General features: G+C 45.3%; 19 protein-coding genes. 5 read left to right on the top strand and 14 right to left on the bottom strand.

Annotated features, from left to right (window positions below; genetic code table 11):
• Positions 1–270: 270 nt before the first annotated feature.
• Entirely contained in the window at positions 271–666 is a 396-nt protein-coding gene (locus WCK19_RS05720; RefSeq protein ID WP_342396410.1) for a 2TM domain-containing protein, read from the bottom strand.
• 50 nt (positions 667–716) lie between these two features.
• Positions 717–1,469, bottom strand: a complete 753-nt coding sequence (locus WCK19_RS05715; RefSeq protein ID WP_342396409.1) for an RDD family protein — start codon at positions 1,467–1,469, stop codon at positions 717–719.
• A 213-nt stretch (positions 1,470–1,682) separates the two neighbouring features.
• Between WCK19_RS05715 and WCK19_RS05710 the strand changes: the two genes are divergently transcribed.
• The 4 genes from WCK19_RS05710 (at position 1,683) to bchF (ending at position 5,695) form a co-directional block, all read left to right on the top strand.
• Positions 1,683–2,870 (top strand): aspartate aminotransferase family protein, encoded by a 1,188-nt coding sequence (locus WCK19_RS05710; RefSeq protein WP_342396408.1) that lies wholly within the window; start codon positions 1,683–1,685, stop codon positions 2,868–2,870.
• A gap of 143 nt (positions 2,871–3,013) precedes the next feature.
• Positions 3,014–4,210, top strand: coding sequence for an AI-2E family transporter (locus tag WCK19_RS05705; protein WP_342396407.1), 1,197 nt, complete (start codon positions 3,014–3,016; stop codon positions 4,208–4,210).
• Between the two features lie 179 nt (positions 4,211–4,389).
• The gene (locus WCK19_RS05700) at positions 4,390–5,070 is read left to right on the top strand and encodes a tetratricopeptide repeat protein (protein ID WP_342396406.1); all 681 of its coding nucleotides are present in this window, start codon (positions 4,390–4,392) and stop codon (positions 5,068–5,070) included.
• Between the two features lie 157 nt (positions 5,071–5,227).
• Positions 5,228–5,695 (top strand): 2-vinyl bacteriochlorophyllide hydratase, encoded by a 468-nt coding sequence (gene bchF, locus WCK19_RS05695; protein ID WP_342396405.1) that lies wholly within the window; start codon positions 5,228–5,230, stop codon positions 5,693–5,695.
• Between the two features lie 150 nt (positions 5,696–5,845).
• On the opposite strand, the gene WCK19_RS05690 is transcribed toward bchF, so the two are convergent.
• Positions 5,846–6,337, bottom strand: coding sequence for a hypothetical protein (locus tag WCK19_RS05690; RefSeq protein ID WP_342396404.1), 492 nt, complete (start codon positions 6,335–6,337; stop codon positions 5,846–5,848).
• A gap of 195 nt (positions 6,338–6,532) precedes the next feature.
• Positions 6,533–10,912: a tetratricopeptide repeat protein gene (locus WCK19_RS05685; RefSeq protein WP_342396403.1), complete on the bottom strand. Its 4,380-nt coding sequence runs from the start codon at positions 10,910–10,912 to the stop codon at positions 6,533–6,535.
• A gap of 194 nt (positions 10,913–11,106) precedes the next feature.
• On the opposite strand from WCK19_RS05685, the gene WCK19_RS05680 reads away from it, so the two are divergent.
• Positions 11,107–12,414, top strand: a complete 1,308-nt coding sequence (locus tag WCK19_RS05680; RefSeq protein WP_342396402.1) for a bifunctional diguanylate cyclase/phosphodiesterase — start codon at positions 11,107–11,109, stop codon at positions 12,412–12,414.
• 51 nt (positions 12,415–12,465) lie between these two features.
• Here WCK19_RS05680 and WCK19_RS05675 read toward each other — a convergent pair whose 3' ends face one another.
• The 10 genes from WCK19_RS05675 to mtnP form a co-directional block, all read right to left on the bottom strand.
• The gene (locus WCK19_RS05675) at positions 12,466–12,609 is read right to left on the bottom strand and encodes a hypothetical protein (RefSeq protein WP_342396401.1); all 144 of its coding nucleotides are present in this window, start codon (positions 12,607–12,609) and stop codon (positions 12,466–12,468) included.
• A 21-nt stretch (positions 12,610–12,630) separates the two neighbouring features.
• The gene (locus tag WCK19_RS05670) at positions 12,631–14,202 is read right to left on the bottom strand and encodes a sugar transferase (protein ID WP_342396400.1); all 1,572 of its coding nucleotides are present in this window, start codon (positions 14,200–14,202) and stop codon (positions 12,631–12,633) included.
• Positions 14,203–14,652: 450 nt separating this feature from the next.
• The gene (locus tag WCK19_RS05665; protein ID WP_342396399.1) at positions 14,653–15,789 is read right to left on the bottom strand and encodes a FlgD immunoglobulin-like domain containing protein; all 1,137 of its coding nucleotides are present in this window, start codon (positions 15,787–15,789) and stop codon (positions 14,653–14,655) included.
• A 286-nt stretch (positions 15,790–16,075) separates the two neighbouring features.
• Positions 16,076–17,314, bottom strand: a complete 1,239-nt coding sequence (locus WCK19_RS05660; RefSeq protein ID WP_342396398.1) for an ABC transporter permease — start codon at positions 17,312–17,314, stop codon at positions 16,076–16,078.
• 34 nt (positions 17,315–17,348) lie between these two features.
• A complete protein-coding gene (locus WCK19_RS05655) occupies positions 17,349–18,074 on the bottom strand; it encodes an ABC transporter ATP-binding protein (RefSeq protein WP_342396397.1) in 726 nt (241 codons plus the stop codon).
• A gap of 2 nt (positions 18,075–18,076) precedes the next feature.
• Entirely contained in the window at positions 18,077–20,659 is a 2,583-nt protein-coding gene (locus WCK19_RS05650) for an efflux RND transporter periplasmic adaptor subunit (protein WP_342396396.1), read from the bottom strand.
• Positions 20,660–20,953: 294 nt separating this feature from the next.
• Positions 20,954–23,722, bottom strand: a complete 2,769-nt coding sequence (locus WCK19_RS05645; protein WP_342396395.1) for a hypothetical protein — start codon at positions 23,720–23,722, stop codon at positions 20,954–20,956.
• A gap of 6 nt (positions 23,723–23,728) precedes the next feature.
• Positions 23,729–24,583 carry a polymer-forming cytoskeletal protein gene (locus WCK19_RS05640; protein WP_342396394.1) on the bottom strand — a complete coding sequence of 285 codons (855 nt, stop codon included), beginning with the start codon at positions 24,581–24,583 and terminating at the stop codon, positions 23,729–23,731.
• Between the two features lie 155 nt (positions 24,584–24,738).
• Complete coding sequence (locus tag WCK19_RS05635) at positions 24,739–25,554, bottom strand: DUF2085 domain-containing protein (RefSeq protein WP_342396393.1); 816 nt, start codon at positions 25,552–25,554, stop codon at positions 24,739–24,741.
• Complete coding sequence (gene mtnP, locus WCK19_RS05630) at positions 25,555–26,427, bottom strand: S-methyl-5'-thioadenosine phosphorylase (RefSeq protein ID WP_342396392.1); 873 nt, start codon at positions 26,425–26,427, stop codon at positions 25,555–25,557.
• Positions 26,428–26,438 lie beyond the last annotated feature (11 nt).

The raw sequence follows: 26,438 nt of genomic DNA, 5'->3' as shown, positions 1-26,438 counted from the left end.
TTTCAAAAAGTTGGTAATATGTTCAAGCCCGATAAAAGAAAATGACCGCTTTCTAAGATACTAATCCAGCATGTCATTTTAAGCTCACTTTCGGCTAATACTGGAAATACTACACCTCTTATAAGATTATACAAGCATATTTTGCTTATTAATTGTATTAAGGATTCATTAATTTTATTGAGACCTTTTTTGTGGTGCAAATTCAACTGACCATAATCAAGTAACCCTTATACTTTTAAATTATAGTACATTAGGCAAGTTATTGCTGCCCTAATATTTCTGCTCCTTGTTCGGGTCTGGCACATTAGCTTGACCATAATTAGTAGTAGGCCATTGTACGCCGGGAGGTGGAACTGGCGTTCCCATTTTCCTAAGCTCTTCCTCTATCATACGTTGTCGTACTACCGGAGAGTTATTAGATGCAAAAACGTAAACCCCAAGAAAATGAAATAATAACCCGATTCCCCATCCTAACATAGGCCACACAAACCACGGGTAATAAAGCCCGCCTACTGGCATAGTAGTGAGCAGATAAATAGCAATCAACATACCATTTACTATAACGTAAGAAGCCAAATGCCAGTAGAACCCGATTTTGGCTTTTACACGCCGTTCCGCCATACGATATGCTTCTCTGTATTCCGGGCTGGATACATCATAATTCATAGCTTTTCCTCCTGAAATAACTTCGCTTTACCGGAAGCAATTATTCTATGCTAAGATTTCACTACATAAGTTTTCGCCAGCTTATCATGCCAGCCTTGCCCATATTTATCGAATAAAACCCAAAGAAACCCAAGCATAAAAACTGTATTACTAATGAAATACCCCACAGTTTGACGAAGCAAAGCAGTTCCAAAACCGGGCGGTGTACCGTCCTGTCGTACTACTTTTATACCAAAAACCTTTTTGCCGGGTGTAGCCCCTCGCGCTGTGAAATATACAGAGTAGGCTAAGCACAAGAGGGTTGACAGTAATCCAAAGCCTCCTATAATGCCGAGAAGACCCCAAAGCTCGCCTCTCTCTACCATAATATTTTCAACCAGATTATCACAAGCTGTAGTTTCACTGGAACTATTACAGGTAGTTTCTAAGTCGGTATAATAGCGACTCACAAAGCCTGTTACCCAAAATACTAGCGGTAGCCCTACCACTACCAAACTGATTACCCCTGTGATAATACTATCTATGATATATGCCCCCAACCTTGCCAACGGTATTGAATCATTCTGTGCAACTCCAACCGTTGAGGCTGGATAGTACACATAACCAGATGAATAGTTAACAGGTGTGGAAAATACATATTCACTACCGGGCGACCCGGGCTGAAATGGGCGCACCGGAGGAGGGTTATAGATTGGCTTTTCTTTCTCCTTGCGCTCCTCTTCCGGTTTAGACAAAGGTTTCTGGCACTTACTACATGTGTCGGCTTCCTCTTCATTGGAAGCGCCACAAAATGGACAAAACATACAAGCTCCTGAACCAATACACCCAACAGATGTTAGAGTTACCCTCGCTTAATTATACTTTAGAACTAGCTGGATTGCGTCTAATTTTACAATTTTAGATTGACCAGCCACCGAAAAAATTATACAATTCATTCACTCTTTAAGACCATATTCCTTAGATATTTGTTTCAATCTGGGGCGTAACCCACGCCTCTATTAAAAAGGAGAAAGCCTGTGATTACCTCAAGCTGGCCCGATTTGGAAAAGAAATATTTGATGTTTAACATCAAACGCCCCCCTATGGTTATTGTTAAGGGTGAAGGCGTGCGCTTGTGGGATCAGACCGGGCGAAGTTATCTCGATTTTGTGGGTGGCTGGGCTGTAAACGCGCTAGGACATTGCCATCCTGCCGTAGTCAATGCCATCCAACAACAGGCTGCTACTCTTATTCACACCTCAAACCAGTATTATACTATTCCCCAAATTGAGTTGGGACGCTTGCTGGTAGAAAATTCGGCGTTGGATAAAGTATTCCTATGTAATAGTGGCGCAGAGGCAAATGAAGGCGCAGTCAAGCTGGCACGCAAATATGGGAAAGTCAAGAAAAACGGGGCATACGAAGTAATTACCACCCTGAAGTCATTTCACGGGCGTACCCTTGCTATGGTAGCCGCTACCGGCAAACCGCATTATCAAGAGCCTTACCAACCGCTACCGGTAGGTTTCCTCAACGTACCCTACAACGACCTTGAGGTAATCAAACAAGCTACCAACGAGCGCACCATAGCAATTATGATTGAGCCGGTGCAGGGTGAAGGTGGCGTAAATGTGGCTACTCAGGAATATATGCAGGGCTTGCGCGATTGGTGCGATGAGAACGGGCTTTTGCTAATGCTGGATGAAGTGCAAACCGGAATCGGGCGCACCGGCAAACTTTTTGCTTACCAGCACTATGGTATTGAACCGGATGTTATGACTCTGGCAAAAGCGTTAGGAGGCGGTGTATCAATCGGGGCGCTCTTGTCCAAGCAGCATTGTGCGGTGTTTGAGCCGGGCGACCATGGCTCAACCTTCGGCGGAAATCCGCTGGCATGCGCTGCAGGGGTTGCGGTAATGAATGAGGTGTTGCAAAATAATATTTCTGGACGAGCAGCCAGTATCGGCGAATATTTGGTCAACCGCTTAGGTGAATTGAAAGAGAAATACCCACTAATCACTGAGGTGCGCGGGCTAGGCTTGCTTTGTGCCTTTGATATTAATAAAGAAGTAGCGGGCGATGTTATGTTGCGCTGCTCCGAAGAAAGCTTATTGATTAACATGGTAAGCCCAACAACAATTCGCCTAATGCCTCCGCTAATTATCACCGAAGATAATGTTGATGAAGCAATAGACATTCTGAGCGAAGTTTTGTCCGAATTCTAGAAATAGGCGGGGGCAGTGTACCCCGTCAAAATACAGCTTACATATGACATTGCAAATTCAGACACAATACTTCACGTAACCTATAGGGAACGGATCAAAACTAAAAATAAAATCCAATCAGACCTAAAATCTAGTGTGAAAATATGTATCCAAACCCTTCTGACAAAACGCGGCGCTGGTGGCGCATCGGTTTGCTGGGAATTGCCTTCCTATTTATTGGCTGGGTTTTTTTAAGAGCGCAGCATGGTTTGACCCCCTTCATTGTGGGGTTGACACTGGCATTTGTACTAATGCCGCTGGTAGATACGCTGAACCGCTTGATGCCACGCGCCCTTGCCATTCTGCTGGTTTATATTATGATTATCGGGGCGTTGGCAGGATTCTTTATCTACCTTGTGCCAATTATAGTTGATCAATCTAACAAGCTAATACATGATACGCCCCGCTACATTGACGAGGTTCAGAAGTGGCTAAACCAGACTTATATCGAAATTGCTAAGCAAATCCCTTCCGATTATCGCCAACCCCTGACCGATTTTGTCAATGATTTCAGCAAAAATGCCATCAACTTTGTACGCGACATCGTAACGGGCTTAATCGGTGGCACTTTTTCGCTGGTATTCGGCACTATCGGCTTCGTAGTAGGGGTATTAATTGTACCTTTCTGGCTATTTTTCGTGTTGAAAGATAAATCAAAAGGTATGCAAACCCTGTTTAACATTGTTGCGCCTAACCTACGCGACGATGCCCGCAGAGTGATTAATATTATCAGCTTTGACTTGAACGATTACATCCGAGGACAATTAATACTGGCAGGTTCTGTGGCGATACTCTGTTCAATCGGTTTGCTAATTGTTGGGTTTGATACCTCAACCTCAATATTTCTTGGCTTTATAGCCGGAATGTTTGAAGTGCTACCGATTCTTGGACCAATTCTTGGCGCAATCCCGGCAATAGTAGTTTCTTTTTTCTATGGTACAACCGGCAATGTTGATTTAGTGATTAAAGTTGTAATCCTGTATATAATAGTCCAACAGATTGAAGGTAACATTCTCGTTCCCAAAATCGCAGGCGATAGCACCAAACTCCATCCGGCAGTGGTGATGTTGGTAATCATAATCGGCAGCGAAATCGGAGGGCTACCGGGCGCAATTGCCAGCGTGCCTTTTACTGCGCTTATAAGAGACGTTTTCGTTTACCTTTACCAACGTACCGTTCTAGGGGTCAGCCCAGAAGAAGCCGAAATTAAAACGCCCGGTCGTCGGGATGCGCTTCTAGCCGAACGACAAAGACGAGCGCGTCGCCAATTAAAGCGCACTGAAAAAAATATTGCTCAGTAGTAGCCTTTTCAAGGGTGAATTGAAGTACAACCAACACTTGTTTAGCTGCTACAGGGTCAAAGTAAGGTGGTTTTTGGCGGCTGCCTCTTGCCCTTAATACCCTTATAAAACGTCCTCTTAGTAAAGAGGCTACCATCCTTGAACACACTGCCAATTTTTGATAAGGTTATAATAAAGCTATGGAAAAGGAAATCCTCAATAAATATCTTGAAGAAAAGTACAAACAGGCGGAAGAATTGCGAGACACAAAGCAATTTATTCCTGCCATAGCCCTATACTATGAAGCAGCAGCAATGGCAGCTTCTGAAGCATGGCAAGAAAAAGAACTAGAAGCTCACTATTTCGCCGGATTAGTACGCCAAGAAAGCAATGACCTGAACAGCGCAATAGAGGATTTTCAATCTGCCCTTGAGCTTGCTCTACAATTAGGTGAGCCAGGAAATATACGGACTTTGTACATCACTCTCGGTTTTGCCTACGCTGGAGTAGAAGCTAATGAAGAAGCGATTAAATATCTTGCTGCCTCCGCAAATAACCTAGAAGGTCTGGATTTTGAAACGGCGTACTCCACTTTGAACACACTTGGCGTACTACTCTCGAATGAGAACAAATCCCTAGAAGCGGTGCAATACTATCAGAAAGCGTTGGTGTTGGCTCGCACACAACCGGATGAATTGGTCGCAATAGCCGATACTTTGGCGAATCTAGGAATAGCCTACGAGAAGGCAGACAAGTTGTCCGAAGCGATAGACTCCATCGAAGAATACCGAAAAATACTGTTTGAAGCCGGAGATATTAAAGTGAAAGAAGCCGCTTTATTACTGAAACGGCTCAAACACAAAGCAGGCTATAAAGACTAATTCTCAACAACAAACCATCTTTAGTTCCTCTTCTCTTTCCTCAAACTCAGATACTTTAAAATGGGGAATTGTAACCTCAGCTACATTCTAAGGGTTTAGTTAGGTATATATTCATCACAATAAGTTGTGATTTGATTAATCAACCGAAGGAGATGCCATGAATCGCTATACCACCGAGCAAATGGAACGCAAAGCTAAAAGCAAATGGACTATTGTGCAGTACATTGGAGCGCCGATACAGATATTGATACTTTTCATCAGTTTGGGCTTTGTAATCTATACGCTCACAACCGATAAGCTGTTTGATATAACCAATTTTACCATTATCTTCAAAACTGCATTTCTGTATTTCATGTTCATCACCGGAATGTTCTGGGAGAAAGAAGTTATCGGCGCGTACTACCTATCCCGCGAGTTTTTCTGGGAAGATGTGGTATCAACCATTGTTCTTATACTGCATACCGCCTATGTAATAGCTCTCATAACCAACTTAGATCACAAGGCTTTGCTAATACTGATATTGGTCGCTTACTTTACGGTGCTAGTTAACGCTATTCAGTATTTGGTTAAGGCATTGAAGAACCGGGCTAACAAGCAACTCATTCCCGCAATGCTGCAAGACTGAATAAAAAACTTGCTCTATACTATTTTCATTAGTATCGGAACATGAAGATGCAAAAACAAAAGTGGCAAGCTCTACTCCAGAGGTTCGCCACTTCGTTTATCTTTAATAAAATTTTGTCGCTAATTGTACTGAACAGGAAATTACCCTTAATTACCAGCGATATACCTCAAATTCAGGGTTGCGGAATGCGTTTATCAAGGCTGCTTTAAGCGCGGTTTCGTCAACCGAGATATGGTTTACTTCTTTGCCTGTAACCACCAGATAAATTTCTTGGGAGTCATCATCAAAATCTGCCCCGACATTAATATGATTTTTGCCACCCGGAACGGGCCAAGTCAATGATAATTCGTGTCGCACAGTATAAACCGGCTCAACCCTACCATCGCGATTAAGCAATTCACGATTCATTTCCTCAAGCAACTCAACACAATGTACCCGATTTAATTCAAACATCAAGCGGGTAACCATCGCATCACGCCTATACTGCAAAACAGCTTCAGCCTGCCTCTTAGCTTCGAGTTCGGCTTTAATTTCATCCAGCCAACTCCCCTCAGAAGAATCAGTTGAGTCAAAGCGGCGAAGATTGCCAGTATGCTTTTCAAAACGGGAGGGCAACCCTAAAGAATCATTAGCGAATTGCATATTTACCCCAAAATTCGGTAAAGTTAGCTTTGCGAGCTTTACCCCTTGTCATTCTTAAACTTAGTGATAAGGTTGTTTTAACAAATATAGCGGAACTTCAAGGTTAATGCAACCCCTACGCAGATTTAACGCATATTTTTTGCACTGATTAATTTAGCAAAATCACAATTTAGGAATTTTTATAGGGAAAGCCGCTTATTGGTTGCCAATGCGAGTAAGTGCGTCACGGGCTTGCTGATTAATTATTGGGTCGCCGCTTTTCAAAGCCTGACTTAACGCAGTGCGTGCATCATTATAGTGACCGAAACTTTCAAGTACCAAACCTTTTTGCAGATAAGCAGGGTAAAAAGTTGGGTTCAATTTAAGGGTAGCATCATATTCTGCCTGAGCCTGTTCACGCTGGTCTTTGACCCGGAAAGTATTTCCCAATTCATAATGTGCTTCTACCCGGCTAGGGTCGAATTGAACAGCATTCTTGAAAGCTTGCAGCGCATTGTCAACTCTATTCTGGCGCGAATACAATATCCCCAGATAATACCAAGCAAGCCCACGATCATTCTGGCGTTTGACCACTTTTTCAAACTCGGTGGTAGCTTGGTCAAATTTACCCTCCAAAAAGTAAGCACTGGCAAGTTGGTAATTTGCATCGAGGTTATTGGGGTCAGCGGTAACTGCTTTCTGATAATTGGTGCGTGCAACCGCCATCTGACCTCTAGCAAGATATACATTACCGATACCAACATAAGCGGGGGAAGGATTAGCCAATTTAAGGTTCAAAGCCTTATCATAAGCCACCAACGCTTCTTCCCCATTACCGCGAGCTTCCGCAATTTGCCCCAGAATTAAATAATAGTTAGAGGCTTCCGGTTTCAAACGGATTACCTGATTTATATCTGCCTGGGCACGGTCATACTGTTTCAGAGCTATATAAGCAGTGGCACGAAGATAATAACCTTCGAGATAGTTCACATTCAGCGATACTGTTTTATCAAACGCTTGAATAGCGTTGCGATAATCCCCTGCTTGGAGGTAAACATAGCCAAGCGCACCATAGGTTTGAGGGTTAGTAGCATCCAAGCGAGAGGCAATCTGAGCCGTTGTAATAGCTTCTTGCTGAGAATTGCCAACATTTTTATTCGCCAAAAGACGGGATAATTGGGTATAGGCGTTTACCAAACCGGGTTGTAGCTCAATTGCTTGTCGGTAATAACGTTCGGCGGTATCATTCTGCTTCTTAACTTCCCACAACAAACCTGTGCTATAAGCAGCAACATAGTTCTTAGGGTCATACTTTAACACTTTTTCATAGGCTTTTATAGCGTCTTCCAGATTATTTACTTGACTATAATATTGCGCTAATTGTAACCACGCTTCAAATTGCCCATCATCCTGTTTAACCGTATTAAGATATTCAGTTACCGCCTCGGACGGATTGCTATAACTATCTTGCAGAATACGTCCTATAAGATAGTGAGCATAGGGGTAAGCATCCGGCTTAAGTTTGGTTACTTGTTGCAAGGCTTTTAAGGCTTCGGCTGGTTGACCGAGCTTATAGAAAGCCAACCCCTGTTCATAAGGAATATCCGGGTTATTTGGTTCTAGCTGCGAAGCGCGTTGGAAGCTGGCATCGGCATCTTTATTGCGACCTAATGCGATTTGGGCGCGTGCTTGTACCAGATAAGTGTAAGGGTCACGATTGTTGCGGCGCACCGCTTCAGCCGCAGCATTAAGGGCATCTTGAGGTTGGCTAATCTTGAGATGCAAATCCGCCAAAGCCACATAGCCTTCCGATGAGTTGGGATATTTCTTGGTATAATCCTGAATCTGTGATACCGCTTCTTGTTTCTTGTCTTGTTTCACCAAATGCTCGGCAACAGTGGAATAATACAATACACGTGGATTTGGTTTGCTCTTGGCAAGCTCATAATTAGCATTGGCATTATTGACATCACCTAACAAATAATAAGCTTCGCCAAGATAAAAATAACCATCGCCAAACTCTTTGCGGTCGTTAGTTATTTGCTGGAAGCGTTCGCGTGCATCTTCCAACGCAGTTTTTTCACTCTTAATCCAGCGTAAAGCTTGGTCAAAAACATTGCCAACTTTGTTACCTTCTATTCGACCACGTTCCAGAATATCACGCGCCAAACCGAATTTAGCTTGGTCGGCTTCACCGCTGGCAATTCTGGCAAATTCTTCCAATGCCGGTACAAGTTTATTTCGGTCTTGAGTCTGGCGCACCGCATTAGCATAGGCGCTGGTGCGTTCGCGGCGAGCGTTGGCACGATCAAACCCGCTCTGAAGTTGAACACGGGCAGTATCCAGTAGCACGATGCTTTCAGGAGTAGTACGCCCTAAGTAGAATTTATAATAGCGATCAAGGGAGACCATTCCCAACATGTTATAGGCGGGCGGGTAATCCGGCTTTAATTTCTCAACATTGGTGAAAGCTACCTCAGCCTGATTGTAATCCTTTAAACCGTAATATGCTAAGCCGAGATAATAATACCCTGCCCAGAAATCGGGGTATTTTACTAAGGCAACGCTCAACTTCGCGCTCATATCCAGCAAAAGCTGCTCATTACTCAGTCCATTAGCTCTGTCTAACTGTAGATAGAGATAATTAGACAGCATATGGGGATTATCAGGGTGATTGTTAGAAAGCTGGAGTAAAGTATTAGTGACTTCAGGCAAATGGTCAGGCAGGTTCAGCAAAGCAAAAGCACGGTTGCTAGTAACCTGATCCGGATCGAGATTAAGAGGATTTAGTTTTTCCCGTATCAGTGTTAATGCAGTATCATATTCCCTTACCGCACCATCGAAGCTCCTTAATAACTGAAATGAAATACCCGCCAACACATGCAATTCAGGTATATCCTGCTGTCCTAATAGTTGTGAAGTAGCCTGAAACTGCGCTCCAGCAAGGTCATAATTACCACTGTAGTAATTTGAAAGAGCTAGCACCAATTGCTCTACTGCCTTAGAATCAAGCGGGAATACCAGCGACAAACGCGAGGGTTCATTCAAGTACATCTCTACCGAGATACGCCCTCCCCCGCCCGTATCAAAGGGTCCATTGGGAGTGAGCAAAACTTGCATGTGAACCTGATTTGCATCATCGAGATAACCATACAGCGCGGTATCAGCTTTAGTACGCTGCAATTCCCGAAGTGCCTGTTGCTCATTTTCTACGGTATTATCGGCAAAACGCACGTCTGCGCCTGCCGAAGTCACCAGCATTTTTTGCAAACTAACCGAAATTTCCCGTCCTTGCTGGAATGAGCGGTAAGTTTCACCTTGCCCCAACGGACCTAATACCACCGAAAAAGCATCAATCGGCGCACGATCAATTTGCTTGCTCAGGAACACAAGCCCAAAAATAATAGTGAAAATTACAAAAAGGCTGCCCAATGCCACAGTTACTATTGATTTGCGATTGCGTTGGCGGAATAAGGCGCGGAAAGGCGCGAAGGGGTCACGTCTTATCAAGCGGCGTAGGCGGCGGCGTTCGGCGCTAGGGCGGGTGAAAAAGCCTATTGTTCCGGTGTAGCCATAGTTGAATAGCGGCTCACGTACCAGCGGCTCGTAGGTTGGCTCAACTACTACTTCCTCCGGCGGGATAGGTTCATCGAGGATTATTCCCTTTCCCATGCGGTAAAAGAAGTCCTGTGCATCTATTTCTAAATCCGACTCACCAACTACGTGCAACCCATTACCATTCTTACCGTTTTGGTAATGTCCGTTACCATTTGAGCCACCGTTAATTACAAAATCCCTACCTTGCTCGGTTCGCTCAAATAATCGCCCACTGAAAGGAAGTATGCCAGAACCCGAAATCCCTGAAAAAAAGCTGGTGTATGGGCGGTCAGCATATTCTAGTTCAAAGTCAAGCTCTTTGTGAACCGATTTGTCCGCTAATTTTTCGTAATCAAACGAGGATACTGCTTCATAGTCAAAGCCAACATCAGTACCTCGTTCTACGAACTCCCGTCCGGCGGTAGTTTGAAAAGTAGCCTTTCCGAATTGGCTACCGCCAGTGTACAACCTACCCGTAATCACAGAGGGGGACACAACCGCCCCAAATTCGTTAAGGCTTTGCGGCAAATCAAACCCGGTTGATTCGAAGCTGTACTGGGGGTCAGTAGCAGGTATTTTCGGCACATCGTCAGTAATGTCATAACCGGATGCAGCCAAGACTTGCTCATCAGTTATCTTAAATACTCTTGAACGCAACCCGGCGCGGCGTAAAGCGCGAGGGGTCAGCTTAGGAACATTGCGGTCTGGGTCTCGTGGGCGGACTTCTGGACGAATCCGGCGTGGACGGGTAGCCCGCCCCCGGATAGTGCCAAATATACCGGTCAATTGCGTGGCAGAGCGATTCACTAAAGTAGGATTCAGTTGCTGGGTATGACGAGGTATAGAGGTAGTATCGTCATTTTCAAGAAGCGGGTTATCTTCAATACTCAGTTCAGGGCGAGCCAAAGCCTTACGTCTGCGGCTAAAAATTAGCAAGGCTACAACAAGCAGCGTAACGATAATTGGTGCCAAAATTATGAACAAAAGCGAATTTAGCATGTCCCCGATTTAACTCTTAATAGAACACCCTTTCAAATATTCATCTTAACATAAGAATCAAAAAATTTCCATATTTGTACAACTCAAGGAGACATTAATAATCTTTAAGGCTATAGATATATATATTGTAATGTAGTAAATTTATAATAATAACAATATAGTATTACGTAACGGTAAATCGAAAGCATAGGTATATGAAAAAAATTCTTGACCCGGTAACAATGGAAGAAGCGGCAAGACGTTCTGGTTTTTTAAGCAAAGTAGGCAACTCAATGGATAATTCGCAAGTTAAAGAACCGCTTGCAATTATTTACATTAATATCGATCTTTTCAGATTAGCTAATATAGAATTGGGATATATAAATGGCAACCAATTAATTTCAGATATTTTCCGTCGCCTACTTTCCTGCTTTGGAATTGATGAATTTATCGAACATTTATATTTCGACAACTTTGTAGCTTTTATTGCCGATGGGTCTCGCACATTGCCGCTTATAGAAAAAATTCAAGAGGCTCTCTCTCTACCATTTACAATTAAAGGTAAAGCCATCAGTGTTAGTGCTACAATAGGAGTAGCCGTAAGCCAAAAGAAAGAACTGGAAACCCCCGAAGAGCTACTTAGAAATGCCGAAATTGCTATGTTCTATGCCAGATCGCATGGGCGCGGTAACTTTGAGATATACCAGCATGAAATCCGTACAAATTTCACCCAACGTTTTGAAATGGAACTAGAGCTAAGAAGGGCAATTTTCAATAACGAATTTTTGGTATATTACCAACCGGTTGTAGCTTTTGGTAGCAATGAATTCATGGGATTTGAAGCGCTGGCACGTTGGAAGCATCCTACTAGAGGGATACTGACCGCTGCACAATTTCTGCAAGTAGCTGAAGAAGCCAAGTTACTAGAAGTAATCAGTTATACTATTTTAAGGCGTGCCTGCAACCAAACCAGAGAGTGGAAAGCAAAGTTTGGTTTGTATCCAATGCTCTCGGTTAATGTAAACCTTTCCACCGGACAAATCTTGGATCCGAACCTAGTAATGGAAGTTGAAAAAGCTCTAATACAAACCGGACTTGAAGCTTTCAGTCTTCACCTTGAAATTAGTGAGGATTCCTTAATGGTTAATCCAGAATTAGCAGCCCGACAATTGCTCAATTTAAGGGTATTAGGTGTTAAAGCGGTATTAGATGGGTTTGGGGTTGGCAAATCTTCTCTAAGCTGGCTTAGTCGGTTTCAATTGGATGAAATTAAGTTTGACCGGGGGTTTCTATACCAATTGCTCGAAAACCGTAAGACCATTCCGCTGGCAGAGTCGGTTGTAAATACTGCACGCAATCTTGGCATGAAAGTTGTGGTAAAAGGGATAGAAACCGAAGAGCAAGTTAAAAAGTTCGGCAATCTGAAATTCGATTACTTCCAAGGAAATTTTTTATCATTCCCACTCTCTCCAGAAGATGCCAATAATTGGCTCGAATCTCAGTTAAACGCAATGAGTTCATAATTCCAAAATTCAGGAGAAGTTTTGGGGTAGGCAACCGCTACCCCGAAATTTTTAATCCTCTTCAACATTCGGGTTCACAATGTTGAGAACTACTTCGGCAAAGTTGGTAATGCTACGCTCGTCTAGATTACCTAAATTAATAACCTCTCTAGCAGTCCCTTCGGTGTAGATTGCTTTTAGTAATCCGGCTACCAAATCGGTAACATAGCTTCGAGCTTAGAAAGCACCATCGCCATTCAATACTGCCGGGATTGTCTTGAGAATAATCTTCAAATCCAACCAAGGCGACCAATGTTCTGCGTAATAAATATCAAGCTTAACCATCTCTTCGTAGCTGATATTACTGCGTCCGCTAACCTGCCATAAACCAGTCAAACCGGGTGTAACCTCTAGGCGGCGATAATGCCAATCATCGTACCGCTCAACTTCGCAAGGTATAGGTGGGCGAGGTCCTGCAAAGCTCATCTGACCAAGCAAAATGTTGAAAAACTGAGGCAACTCATCCAAGCTGGTGCGCCGAATAAACTTGCCAACGCGAGTGCGGCGTGGGTCATCTTTCATTTTGAAGGTTGCGCCGCCGGTCTGGTTAAAACCCTTCAATTTTGCCAACATCTCGTCCGCATTTACATACATTGAACGAAACTTGAAACAGGTAAACAGTTTGCCGTTCTTACCTACACGAGTCTGGCGGAAAAGCACCGGACCGGGACTATCAAATTTGACGGCAAGCGCCACCATCATCATCGGGATTGCAGAAACCAAGATTGCTATTAAAGACAATATTATGTCCATACTACGCTTGAAAAAATAATTCCAACCGGTTAATTTATTTACATCATAGCTAATCAAGGGAACGCCATTAAGTTCTTGTATGCTCAGAGTGTTAACCTTGAGCGCATATATATCTGGAACTAGAGTAAAGGCGACTTCCATCATACGGCACTGCTGTATTACTTCGTCAATCAGTTCATGTTCACTGCCGGGCAGCGCTACAAAAACCTGTTTAATATCATTTTTGCGGATTAATTCGGTCAGTTTGTTGATAGAACCGAGTAGATTTACTTCACTACGTTTATCACCGCGTTTGCCATAATTAGCACGCAATGTCCACTTGGAGAAGCGTTCTTCATCATCTACATATCCGACAACACGATAACCGGTGGAGGGGCGTTGTACAATCCCATGTATCAGGCGCATCGCCACATCGGTAGTGCCTACCACTAGGGTATTACTAACCCAAATGCCGCGAGACCATAACGCCCGATAGATAGCACGAACACCCAGACGTTCCAGAGATAACAAGATTATGGACAAGACCAGTAGATATACAAACATCAACCGCGAAGGGTCAAACGGACGCATAATATAGAGAGCGACCATCAGAATACCCATCGAGATAAAAGTAGAACTTATAATATTGCCAACCTCATCGAGAAATCCGGCAATGCGCTGCACTCGGTAAAAGCCTCTCAAGTGCAATATAACAAACATACTGAGAGTAAATCCAAGTTGAATGCCTAGATAATCACTTAAAGGAGTCTGGTATGCAGGATAAACGTCACTGCCAAGTTGAAAATAAAAGCGCAGGGCATAGGCATTTACAAAAGCAGCATTTATAAGACACAATTCCAGAACATATCTGCCCAATCGCATCCAACGAGGTTTCTTCAGATTTGCTAAATCTGCAAAAGGCTTATTTAGAGTAATTTCATTCATTTTATCTTCGATTTTATGCAAACCTAAGCTAGGTTTGAAATCAAGGGTTTCGTTCCGTTTTACATAATCCATTAGATTTATTTCCTTCTCTGGCTACACCTAACCATAGACATATTAGCAACACCCAACTTCTCAAATATCCTTTTATGCTGTTTTTCTGTTCTATAGCCAACACTAGAAAGATTAACTTCTTTTATAGAAAAATTGTATATAATTTTCCTAACTATTTGGTGAAACATATAACAAATACAGATTACATAATTGAAAGGCTTCGATAAATTATCGCAGAAAATTTGATTGCAATAGGCTGAGTAATTACTTTAATTATTTCTTAAGTGTGCTATTTACAAAAAAAGTGAGGGCTGAAGATTGTTATGGAAGCGCAAAAACACCGTGAAATCAGGATGGTTAGCTCTTAAAATAGGGGGAGGGCGTAGGATAAAAACTCAGTCAGATTCTATTACCACAAATATTTCGGGATTTCATCCCGGTAACTTTATCAGTCTGGGCGCATCAAGGGTGTTAATAGCTGATTTTGACCTGTATTACTTTCAAGCGGTCAGCACGTAGAGCTATTTTCTCCTGAATCAAGCCCACATACAGCACAATACGCTGCTCATTCCGGTCTATTCGGATTTTACCTGTGATTTCGGCTTCCTCACCGGGCAAGAGAAATTCTTTGCCAAAGCCCCAACGCCAAGGGTAGCGCACCGCTCCCGCACTATTGTTCGCCTCAAAATCCACCCCGATACGCCAGAATCCGGCTTTCTCATCATATTTGCCGTTCTCAATACTGCTATAGACTTCACGAGAGCTATAACTGAAACCGCTATAGGGATATTGCGAACGTACCGGAACTTTGCCGGTATTCTTAACCTTAATATGCAAAGTTACTTCGTTCCCGCTGATTATTTCTTCAGGTCCAATCTCAACCGAGGTGACTGTTACATTCGGCTTGCCGCCGCCCTTTACTTCGAGGGTGCTGCTGCGCCGTGTCACCTGCCCGTAAGCATCAGCCGCTGTAATTGTGTAAGTATAGATACCATCGGGCAGAGGGTCGCCTTTAAGGTCGCGCCCATCAAAAACCAGTTGGTCTTCTTGCGCGGGTTGGTTTTTGATTGTTTTCAGCGTTTTGTTAAAACCACCCTGCCCTGAAATCGAAACCGTCACAGTAGCAGGGCGTGATGTACGCCAATTCAAGGTTGTAACATCATCAAGCGCATCAAAATTGGGACTGATAACTGAGGGGTAGGCAGAAAGATTGCTGATTTCTGGCGCCCCTTCGGTGGAATTGCCGCTCAAACTCAATTGCCCTTGCTCGGAACTGCTTTTATTTCCAGAAGTAGCCAACAACACATAGCGGTAAGTTCCATTGGGCAAAAGGCGACGTTGGGGCAGACCATTCTCTTCCAAATCAAACAACCCGTTAAGGGTAGTGGTATAGCTACCGGGCGGGCGTGTTTCATCCTGACGTATAATGTAACGGGTGTTGCCAGAACCTTCTAATGTGAGGCTAACTTTCGAGGTTTCATTAATCCGGTAGCTCAAATTCACCGCTTTAGGTGCGCCAAGACCATCCACCGCCAACGCAGGGTTATCAAGGGCTATACCGCTGAGCGGCACAGAATCGCCACTAGCGCATGCGGCGAGCGCCAGCAAAATTATAACGCATATTCCCGTTAAAATAAGATAACGCATAAGTGAAAAGCGAAACAAGGGGTGAATCAACCTCCATGCATTGTTTTTACCATACCCGCATGGCAGTTTAGCACAGGCATAGATAGGCTGCAAACCGTTCCAAAAATTGATAATGTATCCTTCTGTAAAGGAATGGAACGTAGCAATTACTTCCAGATTTATCGAAATTATGCCGAACTGGTCAACCAATAGAAAAGAGCGGGGCTGTTAAAGACAAGGGGCATAAACCCCTTGCCTGAAGGAATAACTAATCGTAGCGCAGAGCATCTATGGGGTGGAGTTTTGCGGCGCGGCGTGCCGGGTAAATACCAAAGAATAACCCCACTGCAATTGCAAAACCAACCGCCATAAACATCACCGAGACGTTTACCGCCGTATGGATAAAGGTGACATTCACAACTTCTGAAGCTATTACTCCCAGCACAACCCCGATAAGCCCACCTACAAAGCACAGTGTTATGCTTTCAATAATAAACTGGAGCAAAATATCAAACGGTTTTGCGCCAATGGCTTTGCGGATACCGATTTCGCGGGTACGTTCGGTTACAGTTACCAGCATAATATTCATGATGCCGATACCACCGACAAATAGCGAAATCGAAGCGATTACTATCAGGAAGGTGTTAAGGGTGTTTTGCTGGTCACGCGCTGCCTGTAATTGATCCTGCTGATTAGTGATAGTGAAATCGTCCTGAGTACCCTGTATTTTGTGCAGGTCTCGCATAACTAGTGTGGCTTCCCCGATGAGTTTTTCCACATCATTTGCGCTGTTGGCTTTCAACACAATGCTGTCCACGCGCTTGGCAGTGGTGGTTGCCCCTTGGTTACGTGCGCCAAATAGCTTGGTTTGCGCGGTAGTAATGGGCATGTAAACCTGAGTATCTACCGAACCAAAGCCGGTACCTCCACGCACAGTCATAACTCCCACAACCGTAAAACTGGTACGATTGATACGAACCTGCTTGCCAATCGGATCATCGCCTTGGAAAAGAGTATCAGCAATGCTAGAACCTAATACTACTACCGTGCTATTGCTGCTAACATCAGAGTCGGTAAACCAATCACCGCTGGAAAGGGTCTGGTCGTGTACCGTAGGATAGCTTTGGGTAGTGCCAATAATGCGTCCATTAGCATTTAGTGAACCGAAGACAATTTGCCCACCGTTAGTAAGCTCTGGATCAACTCCGGCAGCTGCGGTCAGGCTAGGGTCAGAAGCAAGAGTAAGGTAATCCTCATAGGATAGAGTTTGGTTAGCAGCGCCGGTAGCAACACCGAGAAAAGATTGGTTGGAAGGGCTAATGGTAATTAGATTAGTACCAGCGCGTTGCACCTGTGCCATCGCATTCTGGATAGTTCCTTCACCGATGCTCTGCAAAGCAATTACCGACCCCACCCCGATGATAATGCCCAACATGGTTAGCATAGAACGCATCTTGTTACTGACCAAATTGTATAGGGACATCCTTATTGATTCAATTATATTCATACTTCTTGCTCGTCACTCGAATAAGGGTTGGTAATTATTTCAATAAAGCCGCAGCAGGCTGGTAAGCCAACTTCTGATTTGTTACCGGTATATCACTCTCGATTACGCCATCTCGGATACGTACAATCCTACGAGTAAAGGCTGCTACATCGGGTTCGTGGGTCACAAACACAATCGTCATGCCCTCGTCATAGTTTAGCTGCTGAAAAATGCTCATAATTTCCACGCTACTCTTGCTATCGAGGTTACCGGTTGGCTCATCTGCCAAAATAATAGAAGGGTCATTTACTAAAGCACGCGCAATCGCCACGCGCTGTTGCTGACCGCCAGATAGTTCTTTAGGCTTATGGTGCATTCTTGTACCCAAGCCAACCGCCTCAAGCGCCGCCTCAGCCCTTTCGCGCCTTTCTATCCGGTTAAATGCGCCGGTATAAAGCATTGGCAATTCCACATTGGCAAGGGCGGAGAGCTTTGGAAGTAGGTTAAAACTCTGAAATACGAAGCCGATTTTCCGGTTTCGCAACTCAGCTAGTTGATTCTCATTCATATCGGCAACCTCTTCTTCGTCAATTTCGTAGCTGCCGCTAGTAGGCTGGTCAAGCGCCCCTAGAATGTTCATCAACGTAGATTTACCGCTACCGCTAGGTCCCATAATGGCGATTAACTCGCCGTCCTGTATGTCGAAGGTAACGCCCCGAAGGGCGTTGACTTCCACATCTCCCATCCAGTAGGTCTTGGTTATGCTATGGATGTTGATCATGCTTAACCACCAGCCCTTCCGCCACCACCGGGTATAGCGCCGCCGCCAGTTCCACCGAACGGATTAGCAGCGTTGTTGGTGTTAGTTCTGGTAGTAACTGTCACAGTTAAAACCACCTTGTCCCCTTCTTTCAGGTCGCCACCAGTTACTTCGGTGGCACTATCACCCTGCAAACCAAGAGTTACGCTCTTTTTGACTGTGCTACCGTTAGTATCCTGTACTTGTACATAGCGATTTACCTTGCCGTCAACAGTTTCTGTCTTGATAGCGCGGGTTGGTACGGATAACACACCGGCTTTAACGTCCAGACAGAAAATAACGCTGGAAGTCATACCGATTTTGGGCTGTATTTGCTGCTGGTTGCCTCCGCCAAAGGAGGGGATGTAGCCACAGAAACCTAACTGGGTGCGTAATTGGGCAGTTTGCGCTTGGAACTGCGCTGCGCCTGCCGCAGCACTCTGACCACCAGTAGTAGTACCGGGAGTTCCGACAGCGCCAGTAACAGTACCAACAGCGTTAGCACCTTGTCCACCTTGCCGTCCGGCAGTACCCTGCCCACCTTGCCGTCCCTGCCCACCAGCAGTAGTTGCGCTGGGAGATTGCGCCACTTCAGGAGTAATTACACCGGGAGATTGCGCCGCGTCAGTAGTAGCTGCCGCACCGGGGCGACCTTGACGTAGATTCTGTTGGATTGCGGCGAGATACTTCTGATACTGGTCAGGATAAGCATCTTGAAGGCTGTTTTTGCCTTGCCCATCCATCGTTACAGTAACGAGGTAGGAAACAACATTGCTTTGAACCACAGCTTTAGGCGATATAAAGGTGACTTTGCCAGTAAAGCTGCGGTTCGCGATTGAGTCGAAGTTGAGAGTAACGCCCATACCCAATTTGATTTTGGCAATGTCTGACTCACCTACGTTCACATCCGCGTGCAATTCCGAAATATCAACAATTTGCGCGGCAGTAGTGCTTGCGCCCACTACCTGACCGACCACTAACGGCAGCGAAGAGATGATGCCATCGAACGGGGCAACAATTAAGGCGTTGGTAAGCTGCGCTTTTGCTTTATCGAAGTTTGCTTGTGCCGAATCTAGCTGCGATTGTGCCACTGCAAGGTCGCTAGAGGTAGTCCCGTTTTTCAGGTTTTGCAAAGTCAATTCCTGAAGCTTGACATTTGAATCGGCAACTTCAATGTCGCTGGCAGTACCGCCGGATGTTAGCTTGGCGAGGTTGGCAAGCGCGGAATCGAGCGAAGCCTGATCCGAAGCAATCGTAGAATCGGTAGGGGTCAACTTGGCAAGGCTGGACTGAGCGTTGTTCAGCGAAGCAGTAGCCTGATCAACGGAAGCGCGGGCAGTGGATATATCGGCAGCGGTTGGACCTGCCTTCACCTTATCCAATTGCACTTTCGCGTCATCTGCGCTGGATTGGGCGTTACGTATTCCGGCATCATAGTTTACTTTTGCATCATTCAATGCCACGTCCGCCTTGTTGTACGCACCCTGAGCATCCTGCAAGGTACGTTGGGCAGTGGTTTCTTTAGTAATATCAGCATCTTTTACGCCAGATTTGATCGTACCATCTGGGTTGTGGTTATTATTATAGATAGAACTGTAGCTATCTTGTGCGGTTTTCAAGGCATTTAATGATTGGTCACGGGAAACTTGGGCATTTACTACCGAAGCGTAAAGGTTACTTTTGGTTTTGTCCAAACTAGAGACAGCCTGATCGTATTTTACTTGTGCCGCCGAAATTGTAGCTGCATCGGGACCAGCCAGCAAAGTATCCAGCTTTGCTTGAGCCGAACTCAGGTTTGCTTGTGCTGAGCTAACCGATGCTTGCGCCGCTGCTTTGTCATAATCGCTACCGCCCTGTTTATCCAACGCCAAGCGTGCTTTAGCCGATTCAACTTGGGCTTGTGCGCTCTTAATATCGGTAGGAAGGGCGTTGCCGCTACGGGTTTTTTGCGCCGAAATCTGAGCCTGTTTTAACTGCTCTTGCGCTTTCTGCAAATCAATATCGGTAGCGCCAACTTTAAGTTTATCGTAATTTGCTTTAGCTGAATTGAGGCTTGCCTGTGCGGTAGTAACCGCTGTTTGTAAATCCCTATCATCAATTTTGGCTAGTACATCGCCTTTTTTGACAGTATCGCCCTGTTTTAGCAACACTTGTGTAACGGTTCCGCCAGCGCCAAAGGTTAACGTAAGGTCGGCTTTAGCTTGAACCTGCCCGGTGGAAGTCACAGAAAGCCCTACGATTGAACTCGCACTTACAGTGGAAGTTTGAGCGGGAATAGCATTAGAATTTTGGGAGTTATTAAACCAGATGAAATAGGAGGCTGCACCCGCACCTGCCAGCACAACCATTGCTACTAGCCAAGGCAATACTTTACGTTGTTTGCGTTTGGAAACAGGCTTACCCAACCGAGAAATTTTCTTTGATGCTGGCACACCACTATCCGCACCGGATGTTGCAAGTTCGCCGGGGCGTTTAATATCGGCGTTGGTGGCAGCTTTTTTGCCTCCCTTAGACGCTTCTACTTTTGAAGCTCTTGTTTCGGGTACAATACCCTTTTCCTCATCCATTAATAAGATCTCCTCGAAATTACCAGAAATACTAAGGCTTTCGCTTCATGCAAGAGGTCTAAGCCCCTTGATTATATCTCAGAATCGTTTTACTGCTCCAGCCGAAAGTTCTAAAATATAAAAAGCAGTTATTACTTACCACTGTAAATGATAGCAAGACTATGTTAAAAAATGACATAAATTTACAAAGCATTTGCAAAGGATAAAATAAACAAATCGCAAAAAATCAATGAAAAAAGGCTGGAATTAATTTACTCAGCCTAAAGCGCTAATCTATTATCAGGAAAGCATAATCTACTTCTTGGCGCGATATAGGTTGGTAACCCAACCGCTAATCCAATCGTTTTCCACCAACCAATCGAGCGTATGGGGCAAGATATTTATCTCCCCGGCAGGGTACTCCATTTGGTTCACTTGCAAAAGCTTCTCCAGTTCGCTATCTTCGGTTAGCTGAAAAAAAACGGCGGGGCGGTTGGTAAAAAGGAAGCGCCAAATAGAATCTTTTGAGGTCTCTTGTTTTGTAATTGCCAAATAACAATTTGCGAAACCTACGCTTTTCTTATGCCAAAGGGGGCGTTCGCTCAACTGTATGTACCAAGCAGGCACATACATATCGCTGGTGTGGCGTACTGCTCTGTCACCCCTTACACTGCGTTCAAACTCTCGAACTATACCGGAGATATTAGTTTCAAGATTTTGGCGTAAGGAGGTTGCTTCTTCAAACAATCGGTGGGACAAGCGCAGGTGTTTTTGCAGGAATCTTTCCGAGATGTCGCAAAGCTCCTGCATACTGCGTAAACCCACTTCCAAATGCTCTATTTCGGCATCTCTGGTTTGGATAAAAGCGGTAATATGTTCTCTTATCTTTTGCAACCGTTCGACTTTTAGCTCTTCCAGCCGCGCAAGAATCAGATTATGCTTGCGCTGTAACTCTGCTATGGCTGCCGCAACTTCACCCTGAACACGCTGTGTTTCCTCATCATTCTGACTGATGAGCGCTTCGAGTTGGGATAATTCCGCTTCAAGTTCGCTCAACCGTTCCTGAGTTCGTGCAATTGACCCGGCTAAACCGCCTAGTTCGTCCAACTCACGCTGCAAGCCAGCCGCAAGGTTATAAAGGTTCTGGAAAGTGGCGGGACGCGACATTTCCGGGCTATGCGGAGCCATCACTAGGCTACTATGCAAACTGCTCAGGGCGGTTTCAAGCCCTTCTAGGTGGCGTTGTGCATCGGCAAGTTGGTTGTTATAAGCGGATGCGCCCAATTCCCGAATCGCTACTTCCAGACCACACCATTGCAGATTAAGCCGCTCCAATTCCTTATTGAAATCGAGATAGACCGATATAGCTTCGCCAACTTCTCCGGCTATAGCCAGTAACTGCCCGCTATTGCGAAAATTACTCAGGTTGCTAAGCCATTGACTGGATTGCCATTTGGTACCGCTTCCAATCTGCTGACGCAACCGCCCCAACTCATCGAGCGGCTCAAAGCGCAGACGGGCGTAACGGTTTAGCGCATCATTCACATCGCTAGTCGCCAATCGCGCATCGGCTCTTAACTGAGTCAGTAAGCGCAGAACTTCTTCGCTTTCCTGTACCAACGGTGGCACACCGTAATCGCTGCGGAAGTGCAGTGTAGTAGGTAAGTTATAACTACGCTCGGTTAAGTCAGTCAGCAATTGTTTGAGATTTTCAAAGCGCGTATTGGTAGAGTTATCCAATTGAACGCGCTGGTCGTTCAGATGCTTTAGCTCAGCTTGTAGTACGCGCTGCTCGTCCAGTCTTTCCTCTAACCCATTGCCTAGCTCTTGATGTTGCCGTTCGAGGGTTGCGAGTATGCCATCTCTATTGGCTTCCAGCAATTCAGTCTGCGTGGTATAGAAACGCTGCACCTGTGAACGGTAAAAAGCCGATTCAGCATCCAGACGTTGTACCGCCGGGCGCACCTCCACTTCCATCGCAGACTCTACTTTGGCAAAGCCTTCGCGGGCTGCCACAGTTACCAGTTCGCAGCGTGAAAACAAACTCTGGTTAAATAATTTCTCGCGTTCGGAATGGTCGTACCAACGATTGATTTCGGTTGCTACAAGCTCAAGATTACCCTCAACTTTGGCGGCTATCTGGTTATGGATAGTGGCAATACCTTCCTGACCAAGCGCGAGTGCATCATCTAGGCTCGAATAATCTTCAACCTCGTGTGTCAATAATTCCAGAGGTTCAATCTCTCCGACTTGCGGAGGCACAGGCATTGTCTGCTGCGAAATTTCGGCAATATCTTTGTCATCAAGCGATTGCAACCAAAGGTTATCCAAAACCAGCGTTTTATCAGCTTGGATGTAGGGCGTAGTTGCTGCCATGCTTGCGGTAGATTTCAAGGGGGCAATCAGATGGCTAAGCTCGTTAAGGGTACGTTTTTTGCGTCCGGTTTCTTCCTCATCCTCCGGTTTTATTTTTGTGCCTAGCTCATCACTATCTCGATATAGCGCAAAGAAATTATCGCGCAATCCGGGGAAATCCGGCACAGGTACCGTAGGGTCAACCCAAACCGAACCGCCGCTATCCAGTTGGATGCTTACAAAACGCCGATAGAAGCGCCCGAACGATACAACTCGCGGCAAAGTGAACCAAGCGTAAGCAAGAGCAAGCAGCAATAGCACGAAAGTAAGTGCTGCACCGATTAAGAACAAATTAGAGACGCTGTTTTTAGTTAGTAAACCTAACAAACCGGCAATTAAAAATAGAGGGGTTAGGGCAGCGAAAAGGTAAATAAACCAGCGGCGTGGCTCCCACCAACTTCGGCGATGGCTATCATATTCGGCATACAATATGGCAGCGTCAAGTTGCGGCTCATCATGGAAATTATCAGAGCCATCAATCAAACCACGAAAGGAGGTGGCATCAGGTAGCACTTGCGTAGCATTTTCTGAGGCAAGTTTATTGACGTTGCCTTGCAATGTCGGGTTGTTACCGTTTGGCACGTTAGCACAAACCGGAATTTCTTCACTTCCAGCGTTAGATAACGCAAAAGCCTCGCGACGAGTTATTTCAGGCTCAGAGGGGGTCATAGCCAATTATCTCTCCAGTGTAGCCAGCTCAGCCAGCATTTTTTCCAATTCAACGTCACTGAGTATGGTGAGAATAGTCCCCTGCGCCGGACGCATACCATCCTGATACGAACTAGGAGCGCGTGCCAGCCTGAATGTCCCATCGGAAGCGTGTGACAGATAGAAAAGCTGACTGGATAGGTCTGCCAAGCGTCCGCTATGCCCCAATTTTACCGGAATACGTGTATCTACTTCCCCGTTTTGGACAAATAGACTGTGCATATCCAGTTTTAAATAATCTTTTTCACTACCCTGCAACGAAATGCTTTTAACCGCAACCAACGATTGGGCTTCAAAAGTACCGTTTAGTTTGAAATCCCCTTGGCACACAACGGGTCCCTGCACTTTTACCAGTCCGGTGATAACGATTTCTTCGCCCGATACTGTGCCTTCAACCCGACAGCCATCTGCTATTTGCAGGCTACCGCCCGAAATTAAATGACCTTCCACCACGCAATTTGCGCCAACCGATACACTTTTTATGCCTATTACGTTCCCTTTTATTCGAATATCCCCGGTTAGCCTGACATGCTCTCCCAATACCGGAGCGTTAATTTGAGCGGGTCCTTCCAAAGTTATGGTTTTTTCGAGTTCTTGCTTACTGGTAGGATACCAAACTTTAGCAATTTGGGCTTGGATATTTTCCGAAACAAAGGGGTTAAAATTGAAGTGTAAGAGACCCAAATCGAAACCGGGGTCGGTTTCTGCCACAAACTTTTGGAAGGCAGACTCAAATTCAGCCAGATTATTCTCGAAATCAGGCTGTGAAGAATCAGATTTAGGCGAAGAGCTTCCGCCATGTCTAGGCGAATAATAGCTCATAGTAATTTTTTTGATTACCTTTTTAAAATGAAGGGATTTGACGTTTTGCACTGAGTCCTAGCTGTTATTATCGCTTGTCAGGTTGCGCCTTGTCAAGGTTTTATGCAACTATTCGGCACTTTTTGTGATAATTTATCAGTTTTAGGGCTTTAATTTCACATGTATAGAGCAGCGCCCAGAAAAAGATGGCGAACGGCAGCGGTTACGGTAAATTCAAGTAGGCTGAACAGAAAAACCGCCACCAAAGTAGGCAGTAAGTCCCAAGAATCGCGATACAGATTTTCGCGCCGTGCCAATACCACATAAATGAGCAAATTAAAAACGCACATCATCCAAAGACCGCCTAGCACTGTTAGCGTAGCCAGCGGCAAAAACAGCCAATCCCAGCCCGACATTACCAACACCATCAGCGTTGCGCCTACCAGCAGTAACACGCCGAGTTCAGCCCATTTTTGGAATGGGGCTATTTTCCACGGGAATCTCCAGATTGCGTAATTGTAAAGGGGATAAATAAGCCCTGCCAGCCCGATACCGCTCAAAGTGCCGGTCAATAATCTAAACCAATTTTGGGGCTGGTAGGGGTGAAACCATCCAAAATCGTAGAAAGTGGCGTTAAGCCCATCCAGCAACATTGCCAACACCAACAACGCCAACAGCAGATTTATGCCACGCTTGGAGAGCTTTCCGGCGCGGGTGCGTCCGATAAACCATAGAAATATCCAAGTGAGCAGGAAACCACAGAAAATGCCGACCATGCGGGCTTCTACCGGCAATTTTTGGTTGCCAAGATAATAGGTATGGGCGGGACGTTGGGCGCAAGAGCCGCTGCAAATCAGCAAATATTTTTCACTGATGCTGCCGGGCGTAAATACCAGCAATGCGACCAGTATCAGGGCAACCGCTCCCGCCAGCAATGAAGGTTTTAGGCGAGAGCGGACAAGTTCTACCCCAGTAGGCGGTTTATCCAACATCTACAAATATTTATTGACCAATAAACCTAACTTCGCAATCGAGGAAGCGGGAATTTTGCTGCGGTCGGTCATAATGGCATTTTCAAGGGCGTTGTCACAGCCACAACCCGCTTGGATTAGTTCTGCGATTTTTGGAATAGCCAAGCGGATGATTTGCTTAGCGCGTCCCACGTTCTGCGTCAGGTTATTAATCACCATCTCAATTGTTACGCTCTCTTCGCCTTCATGCCAGCAATCGTAATCGGTGGAACAAGCTACAACCGCATAATGGATTTCGGCTTCACGAGCGAGTTTTGCTTCCGGCAAAGCAGTCATACCGATAATGTCGCAATCCATTTTGCGATAGAAATTGCTCTCGGCACGGCTGGAAAAAAGAGGTCCTTCCATACAAACGTAAGTGCCTTTGTTATAAACCTTACGCGCTCCGGTTTGGGAAGCCGCTTCGTACAGGATGTCTCTAAGCGTATTGCAAAAGGGGTCAGCAAAAGTAACGTGCGCTACGATACCCAAATTGTCGCCAAAATAGGTGCGAGGTCGCAGGCTGGTGCGGTCAAAAATTTGATCGGGAATAACAAGGTCAAGCGGAGCAATTTCCTCACGCAATGACCCTACCGCGCTGATAGAAATTATCCATTCCACGCCTAGCATTTTGAAGGCATAGATATTGGCGCGAACCGGGAGGTCGGTGGGGTTAAAGCGGTGTCCCTTGCCATGACGAGGCAAGAAAGCCACTCTTTGACCTTCAAGCGTGCCAACCGTAATTGCATCACTTGGTTTACCCCAAGGTGTATCAGGATAGAACTCTTCAATGTCCTCTAAACCTTCGATTTGGTACAGACCACTACCGCCGATAACGCCGATCTTTGCTTCCACGCTGCCGACTC

It is taken from the genome of Candidatus Chlorohelix sp. (genome assembly GCF_037138995.1).
In the GTDB taxonomy this organism is placed as follows: Bacteria; Chloroflexota; Chloroflexia; order Chloroheliales; family Chloroheliaceae; genus Chlorohelix.
Note: the sequence above shows the minus strand (reverse complement) of the source record. Positions and strands in the feature narration are given on the sequence as shown.

Excerpts from the sequence above, each read along its gene's own strand:
- WCK19_RS05720 (WP_342396410.1), bottom strand. The coding sequence starts at position 666 with ATGAATTATGATGTATCCAGCCCGGAATACAGAGAAGCATATCGTATG.
- WCK19_RS05715 (WP_342396409.1), bottom strand. The coding sequence starts at position 1,469 with ATGTTTTGTCCATTTTGTGGCGCTTCCAATGAAGAGGAAGCCGACACA.
- WCK19_RS05705 (WP_342396407.1), top strand. The coding sequence starts at position 3,014 with ATGTATCCAAACCCTTCTGACAAAACGCGGCGCTGGTGGCGCATCGGT.
- WCK19_RS05700 (WP_342396406.1), top strand. The coding sequence starts at position 4,390 with ATGGAAAAGGAAATCCTCAATAAATATCTTGAAGAAAAGTACAAACAG.
- bchF (WP_342396405.1), top strand. The coding sequence starts at position 5,228 with ATGAATCGCTATACCACCGAGCAAATGGAACGCAAAGCTAAAAGCAAA.
- WCK19_RS05690 (WP_342396404.1), bottom strand. The coding sequence starts at position 6,337 with ATGCAATTCGCTAATGATTCTTTAGGGTTGCCCTCCCGTTTTGAAAAG.
- WCK19_RS05685 (WP_342396403.1), bottom strand. The coding sequence starts at position 10,912 with ATGCTAAATTCGCTTTTGTTCATAATTTTGGCACCAATTATCGTTACG.
- WCK19_RS05680 (WP_342396402.1), top strand. The coding sequence starts at position 11,107 with ATGAAAAAAATTCTTGACCCGGTAACAATGGAAGAAGCGGCAAGACGT.
- WCK19_RS05670 (WP_342396400.1), bottom strand. The coding sequence starts at position 14,202 with ATGGATTATGTAAAACGGAACGAAACCCTTGATTTCAAACCTAGCTTA.
- WCK19_RS05660 (WP_342396398.1), bottom strand. The coding sequence starts at position 17,314 with ATGAATATAATTGAATCAATAAGGATGTCCCTATACAATTTGGTCAGT.
- WCK19_RS05655 (WP_342396397.1), bottom strand. The coding sequence starts at position 18,074 with ATGATCAACATCCATAGCATAACCAAGACCTACTGGATGGGAGATGTG.
- WCK19_RS05650 (WP_342396396.1), bottom strand. The coding sequence starts at position 20,659 with ATGGATGAGGAAAAGGGTATTGTACCCGAAACAAGAGCTTCAAAAGTA.
- WCK19_RS05645 (WP_342396395.1), bottom strand. The coding sequence starts at position 23,722 with ATGACCCCCTCTGAGCCTGAAATAACTCGTCGCGAGGCTTTTGCGTTA.
- WCK19_RS05640 (WP_342396394.1), bottom strand. The coding sequence starts at position 24,583 with ATGAGCTATTATTCGCCTAGACATGGCGGAAGCTCTTCGCCTAAATCT.
- WCK19_RS05635 (WP_342396393.1), bottom strand. The coding sequence starts at position 25,554 with ATGTTGGATAAACCGCCTACTGGGGTAGAACTTGTCCGCTCTCGCCTA.